Genomic DNA, 18,790 nt, shown 5'->3' with positions numbered 1-18,790 from the left:
GTTGCATCATATCCTCCGTTTACCCAGTGGAGCCACAGTCGATGTCAGAGCAAACATCTCGGCGCTCACAAGATCAATCCACGCCGCAGCGTAATCTCTCCAATTCCGATTTTGCTGCGGCAGTTCGCTTGACTGAATCAATCTATACGTACGCTGTCATCCATTGCGTTGCGGAGTTGTCCGATGGCGTTTGGCACAATCTCTACACATCTGCGACGTATGGACGCTACATCGACTTCACCAGCATCGCCGAGCATGTCGATCACAAAACTTACGATTCCGGTCGGGTTCTGTGTCTACGCTTCAAGACCTCGCGCACTGATGCTGCCCGCCTCGTCTCAGAGGCCAAAGCGGGGAAGACGTCGTTTGAATCGTGGGAGATCAACTACGTTTTCGTGGAAATGCTTGAAGGTCTTCGCCAAGCCAGCCACGCCACGGACTTGAGCGATAACTCATTTTGGGAAACGTCTTGTTGGACACAGGAGAGCATCGGTTCGCGCAAGAGCTTCGGACAGGTATCACTTACAAGGTCAAGCGCATGGCGTGTGGCTGTCTACCTAGAATGTCTTCAGGAGGCTCGCTGGGCAGCGATCCCGCTTGCAAGATTTCCTGAGAAATTGGGTGATCTAGATGAGATACACCCTTCACCGTTCTCGATTGAAGTTGGGAATGATAACGGCGCTGCCTCGTTCCGGATCGAGAGTGTCGATAAGGCTCTCTTTGAGCATGACGTTCTCACCACGGGAACGCTGATTCGTGACGATCTGATCGTTCGCGCTTTGCACATTTCAGGTCCCGGCCCAGTTCGCGTTGAAGAGGATTTCGGAGCAATGTCGCTCCTTACGACTGTTGATGGCATCCCGATGGACATTCAAGCCAACTGGTTTCTAAGGTCACTTTCGATGAAAACGACGACCTATGGAAAAGAGAGGCTGCTCATCCCAGCAGAGGGCCGTCGCAAAGAGCTAGGATTTATCATTCCTAGAACGCAGGCCACGCCGACTTTTATCGGTACTCGCCGAACTAATGTGCTCAGACATCAGGCTTGGATTGCAGGTCGCCTCCTCCGCACCCAGAGTCCATCATCCGACAGCGAATACTTCTACAATCCGGTTTTAGATACTTCCGCTTCAGAACGGGCACTCCGAGACCTGCAGAAGCTGGGCAAAGATGAGGGAGCTCCGCGCATTATTGTTGCAGACCCGTATGTACTCGACGAACGCGCGATGCATGCGCTTGCAGTAATGTCTCTGAGGGAGCACCACATCCCCGTGATCCATGTCCTTACGCAGTTTCAGACTGGAGCCTCACAGCGGGCACTTGCCACTTCGCCGGGCACCAATGATCAGGCGACGACTGCGGAGACTTCCGCGCGAACCGTTGCGGAGCAAAACGCAAAATCTGTCGCGCAAAAGATAGCGTCACAACTCAACGTGACTATGATCTTTTATCGGATCGAGAGCTTACACGATCGCTTCCTCATGGTAGGCGAGCGTCTTTGGCACATCGGCTACTCCTTCAATCAGATCGGTCAAGAGATCAGTGCCGTCGTCGAGATGCGCGACGAACGAGTCAAATTCGCCGTGACTCAATTGTTCGACGAGGCGCAAGCTCATCCGCCGGTGTTCGAGGTTCGTCCATGAGAGATGCGTCAAAGATTCTCGACCAAACTCCCTGTAGTGGACGCGCTCCAACACTCCCCACTCCGACACACGAAGAGATTCTCGAAGTGTTTGAGGACATGGTTGCGTCGGGCGGAATCAAAAGCCTGGAGACTGCCCGCATCGCCGCATTCGCTTGGTACAACGGAGTTCAAAACGATGCTGTACTCGAAGCCTTTCGGTTGGGTGGAACTGCCAAGATTGTCCGAACCGAGCTAGCTGTTCATCAGAAACCTGCGGTCGAGGTTCCCTATGTCTCGACGGGGCAGCGCTCTTCGCGGCAAAGCTCCTTCCTTTTAGCTAGAGAATTGAATCGTCCAGATCTTGGATGGGCTCTTGTCGTTTTGACTGTTGCCATCCATGCGGATCTAAATGCAGTTCTGGAATCTTTGTCTCCCGTCGTAGATCCTTCCCGAATTGCAACGCTTTACCTATCGACTTGGCCTTTCATTGCACCTGAAGACCAGTACAGAGTGATGAAAAGCCTTCTGATCCTTGATGATTCTTTGGCTACGGACGTGGCCACTGATCTTCTGCGAATTTGGATTGAGTTCGGCGTGGACAGGCCGGGATGTCTTCCAGAAGGAGTCTTTGCGGCTCTCGAAGAATACCCTGCTTCGGGTGCAATGATCTTGGGCTCGATCATCACGTCTACGGCTCGGTATAACGACCCACGCATTGCTGCCGATGTAGCGGAGCGGGTGAAGGCGATCGATCAACGAATCGACAACGCGGGAAAGCAAGTCTTCACAAACCGAAAAGCAATTAACCTGGCTCTCAAGAGGGCTGGCATCCATGACCTAGAAGTTCTCTCGGCGTTATGTCGTTGGTCCCAAGACGACAGTCTTGCATCGACGGCAGTGAAGGCACTCGGTCACGCCTCTCACGAATATCTAGATTTGTTTTTCGGGTCACGGCAAAGTCTTACGGAGTTCCAGGCTGCGTCTACTAGGACGCCGTCCAAATGGTCACTAGACCCCTTAGTCGAGCTGATCTCCAAGCACGGAATCGACGTTGATGTCTTCCGAGGTTATTTTGACGGTTTCGCGACCGACTACTTCTCGCGTATGACACGCCACAGGCTATTCCTGGACGACCGCCAGCGCTCGATTGTCTTCCTAGCGGCTGTTGGGCTTGCAGCAGAGGGCCGTGGCGATAAGACTCTTCTAGAAGCCGTACGAGCAGCCGCCGAGCGCCTTAGCCTACAGCCCCGAGGAGTTGTCGAATCACTGAGCGAAGGTCAGCGGCTAATGGTTGAAAAGCGATGTGGTTTCACACTTCCGAGTCTCTGACTTGCTTTCGGCAGCCAATGAGGGAAGTGAATCAAGAGGTACTTTGTACAGATGAACAACCGAAGACTTCGAGAGACGAAACGGTTTATTTGATGGCGCGCTGATCCTTACCTTGCCCTCTGACCGGAAACGGCTTTGCGATGTATGCGGCAGATCGTTCGAGGCCGGGGTAAACAGTCGCCTCGTTGATACCCAGGTGATCTAGGTCTCGTAGCATCCCAGCCTTCGACTTCGCTGGGATCGTAATGACTGTATCGAGAATGCTGCGGCCCTTTGAAGAGCCCTCGAAGGTCGCCCCATCGCCAAACAAAATGAAAGCTCCCCCCTGTGCTGCGATTCGTGGATTGCTCAGTTTCGCGCGGACGACCAAAATACTCGGGATATTGCGCGAGTTGATCTTGGCCTCAAAGTATGGCTTCTCCTGCTTGATGAAATGCAGGAGCCTCAACACCGATCGATCTTTGTTGAAGACTTTGATACGCTCGTCGATCGGGAGAGAAAACGAGTCTGCCGCAAGAGCGGACACGGCCTTTCGTTGTGCTGTCGTGAGTCTCGCGAGATTGGCAACCACTGACGCTCTGTCGCTGTCAGGGAACTTGACGTCATAGTCAGGAACACTCAAAACAAAGACCTCGCCATCTTTCGTCGGTTCCTTTTCGCAAGCAAAGTAGAGCGCCATGAGTGGATTCGACGTAATGTCGAGGAGCCTCGTAGGAAGTCCATGGTGCTGCATTCGTACCAGCTTGTCGAGCGTCGTCGCATCTGCAGCAAAGTCCGATGGGTTTCTGGCTAGGAGCTGATTGAAGAGGAGCTTTTCATTTTCGATGCGTGTAGGTGATCGGAAAACCGAAGGTACGCTTTTGTTGAAGTGCTTAGGTACCCCACGGTAAAACCGCTGCACTCCAGGTGCTGTCGCATGCGATACGAGACCGATGAAGCTTTGGACACTACGTGCGTTCGCGACTTCGATGTTGGTCGATGCCAAGTATCTCTCCTTATTGCTGATCTTCAAACTGCGACTTCAAATGCCACTGACAATCCTAGTCGCCCATTGAATGGGCGTGCTTGCGCAGATTACTCGCCATAGAAGCCTATGACCGTCACGATATCTTATCTTCAGCCGTTGATTCTTCGTCCAAGCTGACGTTTCGCCAGTCCGTCGCGCGATGACAGTAGTATCCCCGGTACCCAAGAATCTTCAGCACGCAGACGTCAACTACATGCGAAAGCTCGACGTGGAGACTAAGCACCTTCGGCAAGTCAAAGTTTCCGTATGCTGCCGTATGCGTCAGCTTATTGCGAAGTTCAGTCATATCTTTTTCCAGCCCTTTGACGCCGAGGCTACGGCAGAACTCATCGATCTGAACGCCGGTCGAGGGTGTGTTCGCTCCACGTAACTTCCCAATGATCGCCTTCTCTTGTTCCGGCGAGAGCGGTCCTACTTCATCTTGAATAGCGCTCAAGACAGTCTTTGCGAGCTCCCCATCCAACATCCTCTGCCAGTCCAGGTGCAGGAAGTCTTGCTTCTTCTTGGGAGCAAATTCGCTCTTGAGTCGTTCCATCGCAATGAACAGGGTCATAAAGTTCAGGTCCACAAAACCAAAATGCTCAGCTTCAGCAATCCACATCAGGGGTAGTTTTAGTTTTGCTCGAAGGGTGTCGAAGTACCGCTCGAATACTGTTCGAAGAAAGATTTGCAGTTCATCCCTGTGGCCGTTGTCCTTGGTGATGACAACATCGTTGAGAATGGACCACCCTTCGTGAAAGTCACGAACTCTGGCACCGAGCGAACGTCCTTTACCGGAGACCAAACTGCCGTTTTCATCAAAGGTGTCCCGTTTCGCCCAGAAAACCTCGTTTTTGGTCGCGAAGGCCAGAAGTTCGCAAGCCGCGTCGGCGAGTTCGTCCATCTCATGCTGCGGCCGGTCGATGTCGGTCTCAAGGGTCAGTGTGGCGGTGATGCCTGCCCCGTGCGTTCGGCTCAACTCTTTTATAGTTTCGCGGTAACCCTCAGCCTGTTGCAGCGTACAGCGCACGTCCTTGTACGCGAAATCGAGCGTGTCGCGTGACCAGCTCCCGTCCGGGAACGTTGTGATTCGACTTCCGAGGAAGTGCAGATTCGTTAGTTGGTAAACGTGCTTTCGCATCATCGTGTTTGCCTTAGGTAGTCGTTCTACTCTTATGTGACCATCCCATAGCAGACTCCACAAACTTGCCATCTGCCCGCAGTAAGCGGCGGAGATAGACTGCCGAGCCACCGTTGCGAGAAACATATCCATTCGTCCTCACCCTACGCAAAATCGTCTCCTCCGAGAGCGGTCGAGATGATGCTAGGCACACTGCACGCGCATGAGCGATCAGAGGACGACGTCGAGCTGCGGGAAGGAGAACCTCAATCTCCCGACGAGCGACCTCCGCCGTCTCCGTCGCTTCGGCGAATTCATACATCGCTTCCACTACGGCATCCCAAAGCAGCGGACGCACTGTCTCCTGAAATGCCTCCCATAGTTCTTTCAGTTTCGCCCTCGATTTGGGATGGAGGATGACTGCCGTCACGCCGGCGAGGATCAGAAGCTGGGCACCGGACGAGAGGCGTTTGAAGGCGGCGGAAAAAGCCTTGAGCAATCGACCCAGTGCGATCAGAGCCTCTACGCTCACTACGGCAGAGACAGAGGATCCCATCGAGAGTCCAACTCGCACTGCTGTGGCCCGTGCGTAGCGCCGCAACGCCCCATCCATCGGGTTTCGCATGTCCATCGCGACAAAAACCAACGGAGCGGCAGAATCCTGAAAGTGCGTGTCTCGGGTGTAGATACCGCGCACGGCGACCTCTTGCAGCGTATCGAGGTAGGCGGCATCGTCAGGATCGGAGACTCGGCCTCCCGCGCCTTTGCGTCCGGTATGGAAGTGAATGAAGGATCGGAACGCTTTCCATTCGCGCGTAACGGTTTCGACCGGCTGTTTTGTATCAGCGGCAATCTCTTCCATGTGCTCATGGATTTCGTCGTCGAGATGGTGCGGGGCATACGCGATCAGAACGTGGCTCGCTAGCGCCTCCTCTAGGGAAGAGCGCAGGTTTGGCCGGGGGCGCTTCTTGAGACGCCATCGAAGCTCGCCGTAGACCACGTTGGCGTCGATCACGACCGCTAACTGCAGCACTTGCGGAAGCATCGACCGGAGCGCGGGAAAGCTCTCCAGAATTGCCAGCAGATTCGGGAGCAAGTCGGCGCGTAGTATCTTCGCGATCTCGGAACCCACGGATTGTTTAGCTTTGCTCATCGTCTCGACTTCGACTCCCTCGATTCTTCCAGCAAGGCCCTAGATTCCGGCTTCCGCTACTCGAAGCTCCAGAAATCGCCTTCAACCGACAAGCGACGGAAGCCGACTCTCCGGTAAAGCCATGCCACAACCGGGATCAACCAGCCTCCTGAGAGCGCCCTCCAATGATGCATCAACCAAATTTCCATAAAACTCCCTCTGAACAGAGGGGTGATAGACGAAAAAGCAGAAATCGGTCAAAACACCAGCAAATCCCACTGGATTGTCGCTGGGGGCGGGAGGTTCTGCGCTGCCTCTAGCCGCTGGCACGGCCTACGCCAGCCACCTCAGCGGGGACGTTTTCGCCCGAGCCCCCGGTCAGGGAACCTTCGTGCGGCCCACCCTCCAGCGGTCTACATCACCAAAGTCGCAGGTACGCGCTTCGACATGCTGCTCTTCAGCACTTCAGGTAACTCTTGGAGATTTGTAAGGAGCGCCGTGTTCATCCGCTGGTCGATCTTTGCGGTTCGCAGGATATGTGCGCAGGCCTTTTCCGTCACCACGACATCGCAGTACGGCATCGCGAGGGACAGTGCATCGATGTCGAAGATGTCGTTCGTGGCCCATTCCCGCTGACCGTTGCGATGCCATGCCGATTTCAAAGTGATCGACACGTCCGTGCTGGGCATGGAATGCACCAACCTTCGGCCCGCTTCGCGCCCTTCTCTCAAATCCGCGAGCACCAGACCTCTCTGCTGGAGTGTTCGCGGAAGAATGTCTTGGAATTCGATCAGCAGTTCTCGGACTGACACATAGTCAGTGAGATCTCCGCGACGAATGGAAGGGTCTGCATCCATCGTCCGCTTGTAAGAAAGTTCGTGTTCCAGTCGCTTCTGAGCCATGGCAACGGTGCTTTCTGGGAGATAGCCATACGATCGCAACCCCTTCTCTTCGTCCGCGTTCATGGGACCCCGGAAAATCGACCGCTCCATCTTCAACATGGTCTCTGCCATGTGGGCGTCGAATTTTGCGGGGCCATATCGTTGCCGAAAACTTTCCGTGACGTCCCCTTCAGGCCCCATGATCGAAAACCCACTCTGGATTCCGAATGCGTGTCGCACACCGCGTCCGAGCAGAGGCACCTTAGACAGTTGACTTGGCCGTTTCGCGATTGGGTCAAGCACCGCATCAAGCTCGAGCGCCATTGCCACATGGCGGCCTACAAGCGTGCTAAAGTCGGCTAGTTCTTCAACAACTTCAGCCAACCGACGGCGCTGATCCGGATGTTTGATCCGTTGCACCTCGATATAGGCCGTTCCGGACAGAACGAAGGTAACGCGACCCGATGCGCGGGCAGCACGACATGCTTCAAGAGTGTCTACATGGGCTGCACCCTGCCGATGTCCGATCAGGGCCTGCGACAGCCCGATCCAATGATTCAGGTCGAGGTAGACGACAAGCTTGTCTGCGGCAGGAAGCTCCAGCAGGGGTGGCCAAACGAGCGGTATGGCAGAATCAGACGTCAAGTCGGATCGTCTCCCGGGGAGTTCGTAGTTCTCCGTTTCGTTCATCGTTTGGACGTCGGTATCGTCAGCCTCGGTCGCCATTGTTCATCTCCATATTGTGCGAAGCTCGCCTTACCGAATCGTAACGCCCGTTGTTTACTCTTCCAGAAAAACGCGTTGCGCTAAGCCATGCGCGTGCAGAGCTTTCCACTCATTTGCCAGCTCGACTACCTTCGTGTCGGTCTCGCTCTTTGCTTCGGCCAGAAGTTCAATGGCTTCACGAGAGGCCTGCAAGCAGAGATAGGCATGAATGCTGAAGTGGCTCTTTGCGAATTTCGGCTCGTAAATCGGAAAGGGCGAGATGCCGCGTTTGCCGTCCGCGACCGTTTGCTCCAGGGAGAGATGAATCAGCCCCTCTTTCGACGGATGAGCGAGGTCGTTGAGATGGCCATTCATTCGTCCCAGATAGGGAGCGGCTCGGAACTGCGGCTGCTGTCCCTCTTTCTCCGTCCCGGCTTTGACTTCTTCGATGCGGCAGAGTAGCTCCATGTCCTGCTTCAGAATCGCCGCCGACTTGGCATACGCTCCCTCGACAATCGCGCTGTGAACGTGCCTGGCACCCTGCAAGAAGTGGGCGACAAGCGCCCGTCGATACCCGCCATCCGGTGATGGCACGACGATACCTTCCTCGGCAGCAATGGCCTTCAAGAAGAGCTCCAACGCCGACCGGCGAAAGTCCTCTATGTAGCGAAGTTCAGCCATCGTTTGGTCGCGCACCTTTGCTCGTGCCAAGGCGTCGCATCGTTCGAAAGTGTTCATGTCACTGTATGGCGAGAATTTGGGAATCTCTGGCATGGAAGTCTCTACAGATTTCGGTTGGAGTATTTTGTATGGCTACGTCTGTACTACCTTCTATTTTCCAGCACGCACCTGTGATTCGTCAGGCTAACGGATTACTCTTCATCTCCAGCCGCTTCGCGTCTTCCGCCTTTTTTTCTTTAGGGGCGGGCCTGTTCCTGCCCGCAACGCCGACCCTGATTTGTCTGCGTGCTCCGCACGCCAATAAGGAAACCAAACCTCGCTAGGGGCTCTGCCCCACGCGCGCGTCAAGGGGTTTCCCCATAATTTTGCTGCGCAAAATCACGCGATGAAGCCGCGCCCTCCGCTTTGCTGCGGGTGGGAGATACCCACTCCCCTTGACGCTTGCTACCCCCGCCTTCGCCAGGAGGCGTTCGGCATGTAGGTACATGCCGCGACGGCATGAAGTGCAACAGCAACGGCAACCGCCAAGGAGACAACACCATGAGCAACACAGCCACCACCAAGACCCCCACCGCCATCGACAGCAAGAAGCCCCTCACGAAACAGGAACTCATCCTTGCCAATATCAAGCTCCTGATTGATCAGTTGGAGGCGGGCAAGTCCGACGCCCTCACCGACTACCTCACCGCCATGAGCCGCTTTCATAACTACAGTTTTGGGAACGTGCTAGAGATTGCACGGCAGATGCCCGAAGCCACCCGCGTTGCTGGATTCTGGACGTGGAAGAATATGGGGCGCAGCGTGAATGCAGGAGCCAAGGGCATTCGTATTCTTGCCCCGATGGTTGGCGTCCGCCGCAAGAAGGATGCCGAAGCGCAGAAGGACATCACCAAGCAGAACGAGCGCGTTCTATTGGGCTTCCGCAATGCCTATGTCTTCGATATCTCCCAGACGAACGGCGTAGACTTGCCCAACCTGCACGAGGTCAGCGGCGACCCCGGCGAGAATATCGAGCGGCTGGTTGCGTTCGTCAAGGGCAAGGGCATTCAGCTTGTCTACAACGAGAAGATTGCCCCCGCGCTGGGCATGAGCTACGGCGGACGTATTGCCATTCTTCCCGGTCAGTCCAAGGCCGAGGAGTTTTCGACGCTGGTGCATGAGACGGCGCACGAACTCCTGCACAAGACAGAACGCCGCACCGCGACCACCAAGACCATCCGCGAACTAGAGGCCGAGGCAGTGGCCTTTGTTGTCGGAAAGGCCGTTGGTCTTCTCACCGGAACGGCGTCCGCAGACTACATCCAGCTTTATCAGGGAAATGCCTCTCTGTTAGCCGAGAGCTTGGAAGTCATCCAGCAGACCGCCGGCATCATCCTTGCTGCCTTGGAGCCTGCACAGCAGGCCGAGATCACCGACGACGTAGAGCGCGAGGAGGTAGCGGCATGAAGACACTACTGGCCCTAATGCAAAAGGGTGGAGGCTGGCGTCCCAGCCTCTACCTCAAGATCGAGAACTCGCCATATTTGACGCTCGTCATTGAGGCGGTAAATAAGTCCGGGCCCTGCGGTTTGCCTGCACTCTCCGTAGCTCACTACGGCAATCTCAACAGCGACCCGATGCGCGACCCCGAAATGTGTTTCGAGATTGGCTTTGCAGGCGGAGCACACCTCAGCCTCTACTACTACAGAAACGACTATGTAGGCGTAGAGCAGTGGAGCCGGAACATCGTCAGCGGCAACTACATCTACCTTCCCTCGCTGCACCAGCAGCTCGAGAGCTTCGCTAAGACATGGGACGCAAACCTCCGTCATCAGGGCTTCATAGACGCCTTCACGGACAAGTGCATTATCAGCTAGCGAGTTGTGTTGCTGAGGCCACGAACTTGTTGCCTCAGCGTTTCATCGCGCTTCTCGCGCGGCAGGGAGAAACCCGCTCGGTTTCTCCCTGCACCCATTTCCGACGGCTTCCGTCCTCGCTCGACGGCTGCGCGGCAGGAGTCGAGTTCCTCCTCCTGCACCTTCCCCCGTTTTCTCCGCTTTGCTGAGCGATTTGCTGCGATCACGCGTTGGGGAACCAAGCCGAAATCCAAAGAATACAGAACTATAATCAACAGAACGTCGAAGCATTATGAGTCTAATCAAGTCCAAGCGTCGCGTCGCTGACCACGGAGAAGTTTTCACGCCCTCATGGCTGGTCGAAAACATGCTCGATTTGGTCAGAAATGAGACGGAACGAATCGACTCCCGTTTTCTTGAACCAGCCTGCGGCAGTGGGAACTTCCTGGTCCCCGTTCTCAAACGCAAGCTCGCCGCCGTAGAGGCGAAGTTTGGGAGAGCTGATTTCGAAAGGCGACACTACGCCTTGCTTGCTGTCATGTGCTGTTACGGTATCGAACTTCTGCCTGACAACATCGTCGAATGTCGAGCGAACATGCTTGAGGTTTTATCTGACTACCTCAACATCGACTCCGCTGACGAGTCTTATCTCGCAGCACTGTATGTACTCTCACAAAACCTCGTCCACGGCGATGCGCTCACAATGCGCATGGAAGACGGCCGTCCGATAACCTTCGCCGAGTGGGGCTACCTCGGCAGGGGCAAATTTCAGCGCCGCGACTTTCGTTTCGAGGTACTGGCCCAGATGTCATCGTTCAGCCAAGAGGGCACGCTCTTTGCACATCTCGGGAAGCACGAGGTCTTCACGCCGATGAAGTCGTATACCCCTATCACTGTCCGGGAGCTCGCGGCTCTCGCTCCTGAAATCCAGGAGGAGCCGGTCGGATGAGCCAGCAAGCGAGCTTCACTCTCAAAGGCAGAAATCCTGACGTTCTGACCTGTATCGCAAACCTCTCCAATGATGAAGTGTTTACGCCGCCTGAGTTCGCCAACAGGATGTTGGACACGCTTGCAGAAGCATGGGCCGCGAGCCATAACGGTGAGGATATTTGGGCTGATAGTAAAGTTCGTTTTCTCGATCCGTTCTCGAAGTCGGGAGTGTTCCTACGGGAGATCACGAGCCGTCTGAACAAAGGGCTCGAAGGCTCTATTCCTGACCTTCAGGAACGCATCAACCACATCCTTACCAAGCAGGTCTTCGGCATCGCGATCACCCGCCTCACTGGGTACCTTGCAAGACGCAGCCTGTATTGCTCGAAGCACGCCAATGGGCCACATTCTGTCGGGAGAGATTTCCAGGCCGAGCAGGGCAACATCTGGTTCGAACGTTTGGAGCACACATGGGTCGATGGAAAGTGCAGATACTGTGGCGCTAGTCAAAAGGCATTAGACCGTGGTTCCGAGCTTGAAACTCACGCATATGCGCTACTACACACCGACAACGTTCAAGACCGGATAGCGAAGATCTTTGGAGACGACATGCAATTTGATGTGGTTATCGGCAACCCGCCGTACCAACTTGACGACGGAGGCTTTGGCACAAGTGCCGCCCCGATCTATCAGCTCTTCGTCCAACAGGCGAAGGCATTGGAGCCCCGCTACCTGTCAATGGTCATCCCGTCCCGTTGGTTTTCAGGCGGGAAGGGCTTGGACGAGTTTAGGGAGTCGATGCTTACGGATGACAGAGTCCGTTCCATTGATGACTTCCTTAGTGCGGCGGATGTGTTTCCGGGTGTCGGCCTCAAAGGAGGAGTTAACTTTTTCCTGTGGGATCGAGATCATCGGGGGCCATGTAGGGTAAGCACTCACTTCAAAGACTGGCCAGTATCAACGGCAGTGCGTCCTCTCCTCGAATCTGGCGCGGAAGTATTCATCCGGTTCAACGAAGGTCTCTCGATTCTTCAGAAAGTGTCTTCGATTGAGGCCGCCCCAAGCTCTCAGTCAACGGTTCTCCCTCCTGAGGACAAGAGATTTGATTCGTTGGTTAGTTCGCGAAAGCCATTTGGACTCCAGACCACTTTCAAGGGAAGAAGCAAGAGGCGGGAGGGTGACGCAGTTGTCTATCAGAACGGAGGTAGAGGTTTCGTCAGCCGTAAGACGATTGCGACCGGCGTCGAACTGATCGACAAATGGAAGCTCTTCGCAGGATATGCAGCCCCCGGTACTGGCAATAAAGATACGTATCCGCATCGGATCATCAGTACGCCTTTCATCGGTGAACCAGGGTCAATCTCATCAGAAACGTACCTATGCATCGGCCCCTTCGAATCCAAGGCCGAAGCCGAGAGTGCGTTGTCATATCTGTGCTGCAGGCTCACACGCTTTCTCGTGCTTCTGCATAAACCCTCTCAGCACGTTACGCGCAAAGTCTACACCTTTGTCCCTAAGCAGAAGTGGGATCGAATCTGGACTGACGCCGACCTATATAAGAAGTACGGTCTTTCGGACAGCGAAGTGGCCTTCATCGAAGGTATCGTTCGACCTATGACCGTAAATGAAGATCTGTTTGACGAAGAGACTTCGCCCGAGGAGATCGATGAGTAGACCCATCGAAGAGATTCTCGTCCCCAAGCCAGAAGCGCGGCCCCGCATCTACGCCTATTCGATTCACGACCATGCTCATGCTGGCTTGCTCAAGATCGGGCAGACGACACGGAACGTGAAAGATCGCGTAGCAGAGCAGCTAAAGACCGCAGCCATAAAGAACCGTGTCATCGAACTCGATGAGCCAGCCGAGCGCGAAGACGGCACCGTCTTCACCGATCATGAGGTACGCGCGGCGCTCAAAGCGAAGGGGTTTGCGAATCCCGAGTTGGAGTGGATGCGCTGTACCGTTGCGGACTTGAAGACAGTCTTGGCTGAGTTGCGTTCAGGTCTGCACTACACCGGGACACATCACGAGAAATTTCCGATGCGACGCGAGCAGGCGGAGGCTGTCAAGATCACGCACAACTACTTTCTGTCACGTTGGGCGGAGGACATTCACGCCTTCCCACGCTTTCTCTGGAATGCCAAGATGCGTTTCGGCAAGACATTTACCAGCTACCAACTTGCGAAGCGGCTGGGAGCGAAGCGCGTCCTTGTAGTGACCTTCAAGCCGGCGGTGGAGGACGCCTGGAAAACCGATCTAGAGAGCCATGTGGACTTCGACGGGTGGATTTATCTGTCGAAGAAATCAGCCGGAGCGGACCCTAGAAAGATTGATCGCAAGACACCCGTGGTCTACTTTGGATCATTTCAGGACCTATTGGGGCATGATTCGACGGGCAACATCAAAGCCAATAATGAGTGGCTTCACGAAGAGAAATGGGACCTTGTTATCTTCGACGAATACCATTTTGGTGCTTGGCGAGAGACCGCAAAAGAGCTCTTCGAGGGTGAAGAAGAGACTGTTGCCCGCAAAGAGGAAAAGCTTGAGTACGCAAAGGGGCTCGGTACAGTCAATGAGGACCTCGCAGTGTTGTCGGAAAGGGAGACGGAGTTCCTGCCGATAACGACGAGAGCGTATCTCTACCTCTCTGGCACTCCGTTCAAGGCTTTGGCAACGGGTGAATTCATTGAAGAACAGATCTTCAACTGGACGTACACAGACGAGCAGCGAGCCAAGGAAGAATTCGCAGCGAAGCATCCTGGTAAATGGAACCCTTACGGTGCGCTGCCGCAAATGCGCTTGCTTACGTACCAGATGCCCCCAGAGCTCACTGTTGTCGCAAGTGCCGGTGAGTTTGACGAGTTCGACCTGAACGAGTTCTTCACTGCTACGGGCTCAGACAAGAAGGCTCAGTTTAAGCACAAAAACGACGTACAGAAGTGGTTGGACATCATCCGTGGGCAGTACGCGCCGCAGTTTGTCGAAGGGCTAAAGACGGGCACGAAGCCACCCTTTCCGTACTCCGACATGCGCTTATTGCCTTACCTCAACCACTCATTCTGGTTTCTGCCCAATGTGGCCTCCTGCCACGCGATGGCAAATCTTCTAGCCGAAAAGCAGAACGTCTTCTGGCATGAATACAAAGTTGTGGTTGCAGCGGGCGCGAGCGCCGGCATTGGACTTGATGCGCTCCCACCTGTCCGCGAAGCAATCGGGAGCGGTTTCGATAGCAAGACCATCACGCTTTCGTGCGGCAAACTGACTACCGGCGTCACCGTGCCTCAGTGGTCGTCCATTCTCATGCTGAGAAATCTCAAGAGTCCAGAGACGTACTTCCAAGCAGCCTTTCGTGTGCAGTCGCCATGGTCGATCAAGAATCCCGATGGCGACAATCCGCACGAAGAGGAGATTCTAAAGCCCGTCTGCTTCGTCTTCGACTTCGCACCGACCCGCGCTCTGCGACAGCTATCCGAGTATGGGATTGGGCTTTCTCCCGATGAGAAGAATCCTGAGACTGCGGTAAGAGAACTCGTCTCGTTTCTCCCTGTTCTCGCCTATGACGGCGCAAACATGACGCAGATCGACGCGGGCGGCATCCTCGATATAGCGATGGCAGGCACATCCGCGACTCTGCTTGCAAGGAAGTGGGAGAGTGCGCTGCTCGTTAACGTTGATAACGATACGTTGCGCCGCGTGCTCGACAACCCAGAGGCGATGGCGGCTGTTGAGCGGATCGAGGGCTGGCGGACTCTTGGAGACAATGTCATAGAGACGATCATCAACAAGAGCGAGAAGGTCAAGGAACTCAAGAACAAGGCGAAGTCGAAGGACCTTTCCGCAAGAGAGCAGAAGCAGCTCACGGATGAAGAGAAGGAGTACAAGTCCAAGCGGAAGCTCGTTCAGGAGAAGCTGATCAAGTTCGCTACACGCATCCCAGCGTTCATGTACCTGACCGACTTTCGGGAGAACACGCTTCAAGATGTGATCACGAAGCTGGAGCCCGACCTCTTTCTTGCGGTGACGGGCCTAACCGTGAAAGATTTCCATCTCCTAGTTCGGTTGAAAGTTTTCAATACGGAACAGATGAATCAAGCGGTCTTTGCGTTCAGACGCTACGAAGATGCGTCCCTCCACTACACAGGGATTGAAAGTCACGAGGGCCTCACGCATTACGGTCTTTATGACACGGTAGTCGCGAAGGAGTAATCGGGGCGAAGGTGCCTTGGAACCGTGACTCTGTTGCGGGTGGCAGCAGCTGGGGGGCCGAAGAACTCAATGCACCCTAGCCGAAAGATCGCGCTCAGAGGCGACAAACGAGAACGAGCCTGGTCGTAATCAGAGCTGCACAGATACTTGCCAGGTGGTGGAACGAGCTCTGGCTAGGATTTCGGGCACTGTCGTCAGCAGGGAAGCATTTGTGGCTCGATTGATGAGTAGGACGCCATGTCTGCTTCAGAGAGCCTCTGCAGCTTTGATTTCTCCTTCTGTTAGCGCGAAGAAGAACGAAGAAAAGTCGGGTTTGACCCTCTTTTGATTGGCAGTTTTGACTTCTATGAAAGTCATCCTAGGAAGCGCTATACGTACGGAATCAATAGACATGAATTCCACGCTTTCCCCCTCAGGCAAAGCGATAACGTCGAAGCTAGTCGGCTTGATAGTGATACCTGCTTCAGAGAGAGCTGACATCAAGTTCCTCAAGCCTGTACCCTTGGGACGCCGAACGAATCGATTGCCTTCAAGTAAAGCTAAGGCCATCGACTCGCCTGCTGCACCATTGGCGTTCGCCATCCTTTGAACATGCTCGCGTTTAGTTTTGAGCAATTCACAAATCGCTACAATCGCTGCGTTGTCCAAAGGCTTATTGGCTTCTAATTCCATCAAGTGGCGTCCCTTAGTGAGCTAAAGATTTCTGCGTTTGCGGCTCATCTGCTCATCAGTTGCCATTATTGCAACCAAACACCGCCTACACATCCGACATCCGGAAGTGTGGACGATTTCTATAGCCACTATCAAACGGTCGATCGGCCAAAGACTGTGTGACGATTTCGACCTCTGACATTTACCCCCCATCCTTCCTCGGCGATGTCTTCGTGACAGCCGATGATTGATAGCTAGGTCGTCTATCAATCAGGATATTACAAAAGATGTAATATGGCGGAAGAGGCTATGTGAATGACCGGCTTCACATTAGAGTCCGTTCGCAAGCGTCAAGGTATATCTCAGGTCCAAGCAGCGAAGCTCCTCGGGCTTTCCCAACCCATGCTCTCTCACATGGAGACCGGGAAAAGGAACGTCACCCTTGAAGTCGCGCAGCGCGCGGCAGAGGTCTTTGGCGGAGACCCAACGGCATTGCCAGTAGACCCGCTTCCGAGGCACAGCGCTGAGGCGCTCGCATCGGAACTTGGAAGACTGGGGTATCCCGGATACGCTCATCTGTCCGGCCAGCTACGCAATCCGGCAGAGCTCCTACTCGATGTGTTGGATCACGCAGACGTTGATGTGCGTACGACGGAAGGTCTACCGTGGGTCGTGTTTACGTATCCCCACCTCAACTGGCCATGGCTCCTTCGAGAAGTGAAGTTGAGGAACCGACAGAACCGGCTTGGATTCGTCGTCTCGCTAGCGAATAAGTTGGCCCATCAGGACGACGCGTTCTTGGTGTGGAGGGCCTTGGAACCCGTGTTGCTCGAACTAGAGGATGCACGCCTCGTAAAGGAAGACACCCTGTGCCAAGAGTCGTGGCCTCAGTCCCGTGGAGCGCATGTCAGAGCAGTGAGGTCGAAGCTTGCTGCGCATTGGAATCTGGTTACGAAACTCACGGAGGCTGATCTTGGGCACTATGCTGCCTGACCCGTGGCTATCGTTCTTGAGAGAACTCGATCCGAAAGCTGAATCGTCTCCTGACAACCTTCGGCGGACCATAAATCCTACGGGCCTAGCAGCGCTGGGCGGCACAAAAGTATCCCTGAAGTATCACCAGATTTTACGTGGCAGGTACACAAGTCCGCTGCGTTCCAGGGATACTTCTGGTGATACTTTGCCCCTGTATTCAGTGCTTCGTCATGCAACGCCTTGCGGAGAGGCTGATTCGTGTAAGTAGCTGCAATATCTACGCTTATGCGACCAAGATGCGTGATTATGCGACGCCCTGCAACTGTGGAAAAAGCTGACTCAAAATCCGCCGAGGGCAACCTCGTGGGGGTTCGACCCCCCCTCCCGGCACCAATGTTTACAGGCCTCTTATGAGGTACGCCGAGCTTTTAGCTCGGCGTTTTTACCGCGTAACGTTCTTGGCTACTTGAATTTATCGATTTTGTTTAAAGCTGTCCGAACATTTCTTTGAAGCCGCGTAGAGCCTGCCTCGTTCGTTCCTCATTTTCAATCAGAGAGAAACGGACAAAGTCGTCTCCGTACTCACCGAAGCCGATTCCGGGGCTGACTGCGACCTTGGCATGTTCCAGAACATGCTTCGAGAACTCAAGCGATTTCATGTGTTTATATTGCTCTGGAATTTTTGTCCAAACAAACATCGTTGCTTTTGGCATCTGCACAGGCCAGCCAAGTTTATTCAGTCCACTGACGAGCACATCCCGACGTGATCGGTAGGTGTCGCTGATCTGCTGGACGCAGTCCTGCGGGCCTTCGAGAGCTAGGATGGATGCCACTTGAATTGGTGTGAACGTCCCGTAGTCGAAGTAGCTCTTGATCCTGGAAAGTGCTCCCACGAGCTTTGCGTTACCGACCATGAAGCCCACACGCCAGCCGGGCATGTTGTAGCTCTTGGATAAGGTAAAGAACTCGACGGCAATGTCTTTGGCGCCAGGAACCTGCATCACGCTTGGCGGCTTGTACCCATCGAACGTGATGTCGGCGTAGGCGAAGTCATGTACCAGCCAGATGCCGTACTCCTTACAAAGAGCGACAAGCTTTTCAAAAAATGGCAGGTCAACGCATTGCGCCGTGGGGTTGGAAGGGAAGTTGACGATCAGCACTTTGGGCCGCGGCGTCATACGAGGTACTACATCTTGAATGTGCGCCAAGAAGTCATCGGTGGAATCCGTGATTGGCACGCTCAGGACATCCGCGCCAGCAATGACCGGGCCGTAGATGTGGATAGGGTAGCTGGGGTTGGGCACCAGGACCGTATCGCCCTTATCAAGAACCGCCAGGCAGAAGTGCGCAATGCCTTCCTTGGAGCCGATCGTCATGATGGCTTCCGTCGCGGGGTCTAGATCGATGTTGTAACGCTGGGCATACCAGTTGCAGATTGCCTTGCGAAGTCGCGGGATCCCTTTGGAAAGCGAGTAGCGGTGGGTCTGCTGCTTGCGGGCAGCCTCAATCATCTTTTCTACGATGTGCGCGGGCGTGGCTCCGTCGGGATTACCCATGCCGAAGTCGATGATGTCTTCTCCGCGCTTTCGCGCAGCAGCTTTCAGATCGCCTGTGATGTTGAAGACGTAGGGGGGGAGTCGCTTGATTCTTGGAAAGTCGTCGCTCACGATAGCACCCATCATTTCACGTTTTCGACACGATTTCAGCACCACCC

At 54.6% G+C, this 18,790-nt stretch carries 15 protein-coding genes; 8 read left to right on the top strand and 7 right to left on the bottom strand.

Features of this window, described 5'->3' with window-relative positions:
• The first annotated feature begins 41 nt into the window (after positions 1–41).
• Together PW792_08615 and PW792_08610 are read left to right on the top strand one after the other, a co-directional pair.
• Complete coding sequence (locus tag PW792_08615; protein ID MDE1161994.1) at positions 42–1,643, top strand: hypothetical protein; 1,602 nt, start codon at positions 42–44, stop codon at positions 1,641–1,643.
• An 86-nt stretch (positions 1,644–1,729) separates the two neighbouring features.
• Positions 1,730–2,953 (top strand): hypothetical protein, encoded by a 1,224-nt coding sequence (locus PW792_08610; protein ID MDE1161993.1) that lies wholly within the window; start codon positions 1,730–1,732, stop codon positions 2,951–2,953.
• A gap of 85 nt (positions 2,954–3,038) precedes the next feature.
• On the opposite strand, the gene PW792_08605 is transcribed toward PW792_08610, so the two are convergent.
• From PW792_08605 to PW792_08585, 5 genes are all read right to left on the bottom strand, one after another.
• Entirely contained in the window at positions 3,039–3,938 is a 900-nt protein-coding gene (locus PW792_08605) for an FRG domain-containing protein (GenBank protein ID MDE1161992.1), read from the bottom strand.
• Positions 3,939–4,053: 115 nt separating this feature from the next.
• Entirely contained in the window at positions 4,054–5,103 is a 1,050-nt protein-coding gene (locus PW792_08600) for a hypothetical protein (GenBank protein MDE1161991.1), read from the bottom strand.
• Between the two features lie 10 nt (positions 5,104–5,113).
• On the bottom strand, positions 5,114–6,232 hold the full coding sequence (locus PW792_08595; GenBank protein MDE1161990.1) for a hypothetical protein: 1,119 nt from the start codon (positions 6,230–6,232) through the stop codon (positions 5,114–5,116).
• A 392-nt stretch (positions 6,233–6,624) separates the two neighbouring features.
• Positions 6,625–7,818, bottom strand: a complete 1,194-nt coding sequence (locus PW792_08590) for a hypothetical protein (protein MDE1161989.1) — start codon at positions 7,816–7,818, stop codon at positions 6,625–6,627.
• Between the two features lie 54 nt (positions 7,819–7,872).
• Positions 7,873–8,478 (bottom strand): hypothetical protein, encoded by a 606-nt coding sequence (locus PW792_08585; GenBank protein MDE1161988.1) that lies wholly within the window; start codon positions 8,476–8,478, stop codon positions 7,873–7,875.
• Positions 8,479–8,606: 128 nt separating this feature from the next.
• On the opposite strand from PW792_08585, the gene PW792_08580 reads away from it, so the two are divergent.
• From PW792_08580 to PW792_08555, 6 genes are all read left to right on the top strand, one after another.
• Positions 8,607–8,801: a hypothetical protein gene (locus PW792_08580; protein ID MDE1161987.1), complete on the top strand. Its 195-nt coding sequence runs from the start codon at positions 8,607–8,609 to the stop codon at positions 8,799–8,801.
• A 217-nt stretch (positions 8,802–9,018) separates the two neighbouring features.
• A complete protein-coding gene (locus tag PW792_08575; protein ID MDE1161986.1) occupies positions 9,019–9,924 on the top strand; it encodes an ArdC family protein in 906 nt (301 codons plus the stop codon).
• Positions 9,921–10,334, top strand: a complete 414-nt coding sequence (locus PW792_08570; GenBank protein MDE1161985.1) for a hypothetical protein — start codon at positions 9,921–9,923, stop codon at positions 10,332–10,334. The genes PW792_08575 and PW792_08570 overlap by 4 nt, the downstream gene beginning before the upstream one ends.
• 271 nt (positions 10,335–10,605) lie before the next feature.
• Entirely contained in the window at positions 10,606–11,262 is a 657-nt protein-coding gene (locus PW792_08565) for an N-6 DNA methylase (protein MDE1161984.1), read from the top strand.
• A complete protein-coding gene (locus PW792_08560; GenBank protein ID MDE1161983.1) occupies positions 11,259–12,917 on the top strand; it encodes an Eco57I restriction-modification methylase domain-containing protein in 1,659 nt (552 codons plus the stop codon). Before PW792_08565 ends, PW792_08560 begins: the two co-directional genes overlap by 4 nt.
• Complete coding sequence (locus PW792_08555) at positions 12,910–15,450, top strand: DEAD/DEAH box helicase family protein (GenBank protein MDE1161982.1); 2,541 nt, start codon at positions 12,910–12,912, stop codon at positions 15,448–15,450. Before PW792_08560 ends, PW792_08555 begins: the two co-directional genes overlap by 8 nt.
• A gap of 246 nt (positions 15,451–15,696) precedes the next feature.
• Here PW792_08555 and PW792_08550 read toward each other — a convergent pair whose 3' ends face one another.
• Positions 15,697–16,122 carry a hypothetical protein gene (locus PW792_08550; protein ID MDE1161981.1) on the bottom strand — a complete coding sequence of 142 codons (426 nt, stop codon included), beginning with the start codon at positions 16,120–16,122 and terminating at the stop codon, positions 15,697–15,699.
• A gap of 1,439 nt (positions 16,123–17,561) precedes the next feature.
• Positions 17,562–18,743, bottom strand: coding sequence for an alanine transaminase (gene alaC / locus PW792_08545; GenBank protein MDE1161980.1), 1,182 nt, complete (start codon positions 18,741–18,743; stop codon positions 17,562–17,564).
• Positions 18,744–18,790 lie beyond the last annotated feature (47 nt).

The sequence above is a fragment of the Acidobacteriaceae bacterium genome (genome assembly GCA_028283655.1).
Classification (GTDB): Bacteria; Acidobacteriota; Terriglobia; order Terriglobales; family Acidobacteriaceae; genus Granulicella.
Note: the sequence above shows the minus strand (reverse complement) of the source record. Positions and strands in the feature narration are given on the sequence as shown.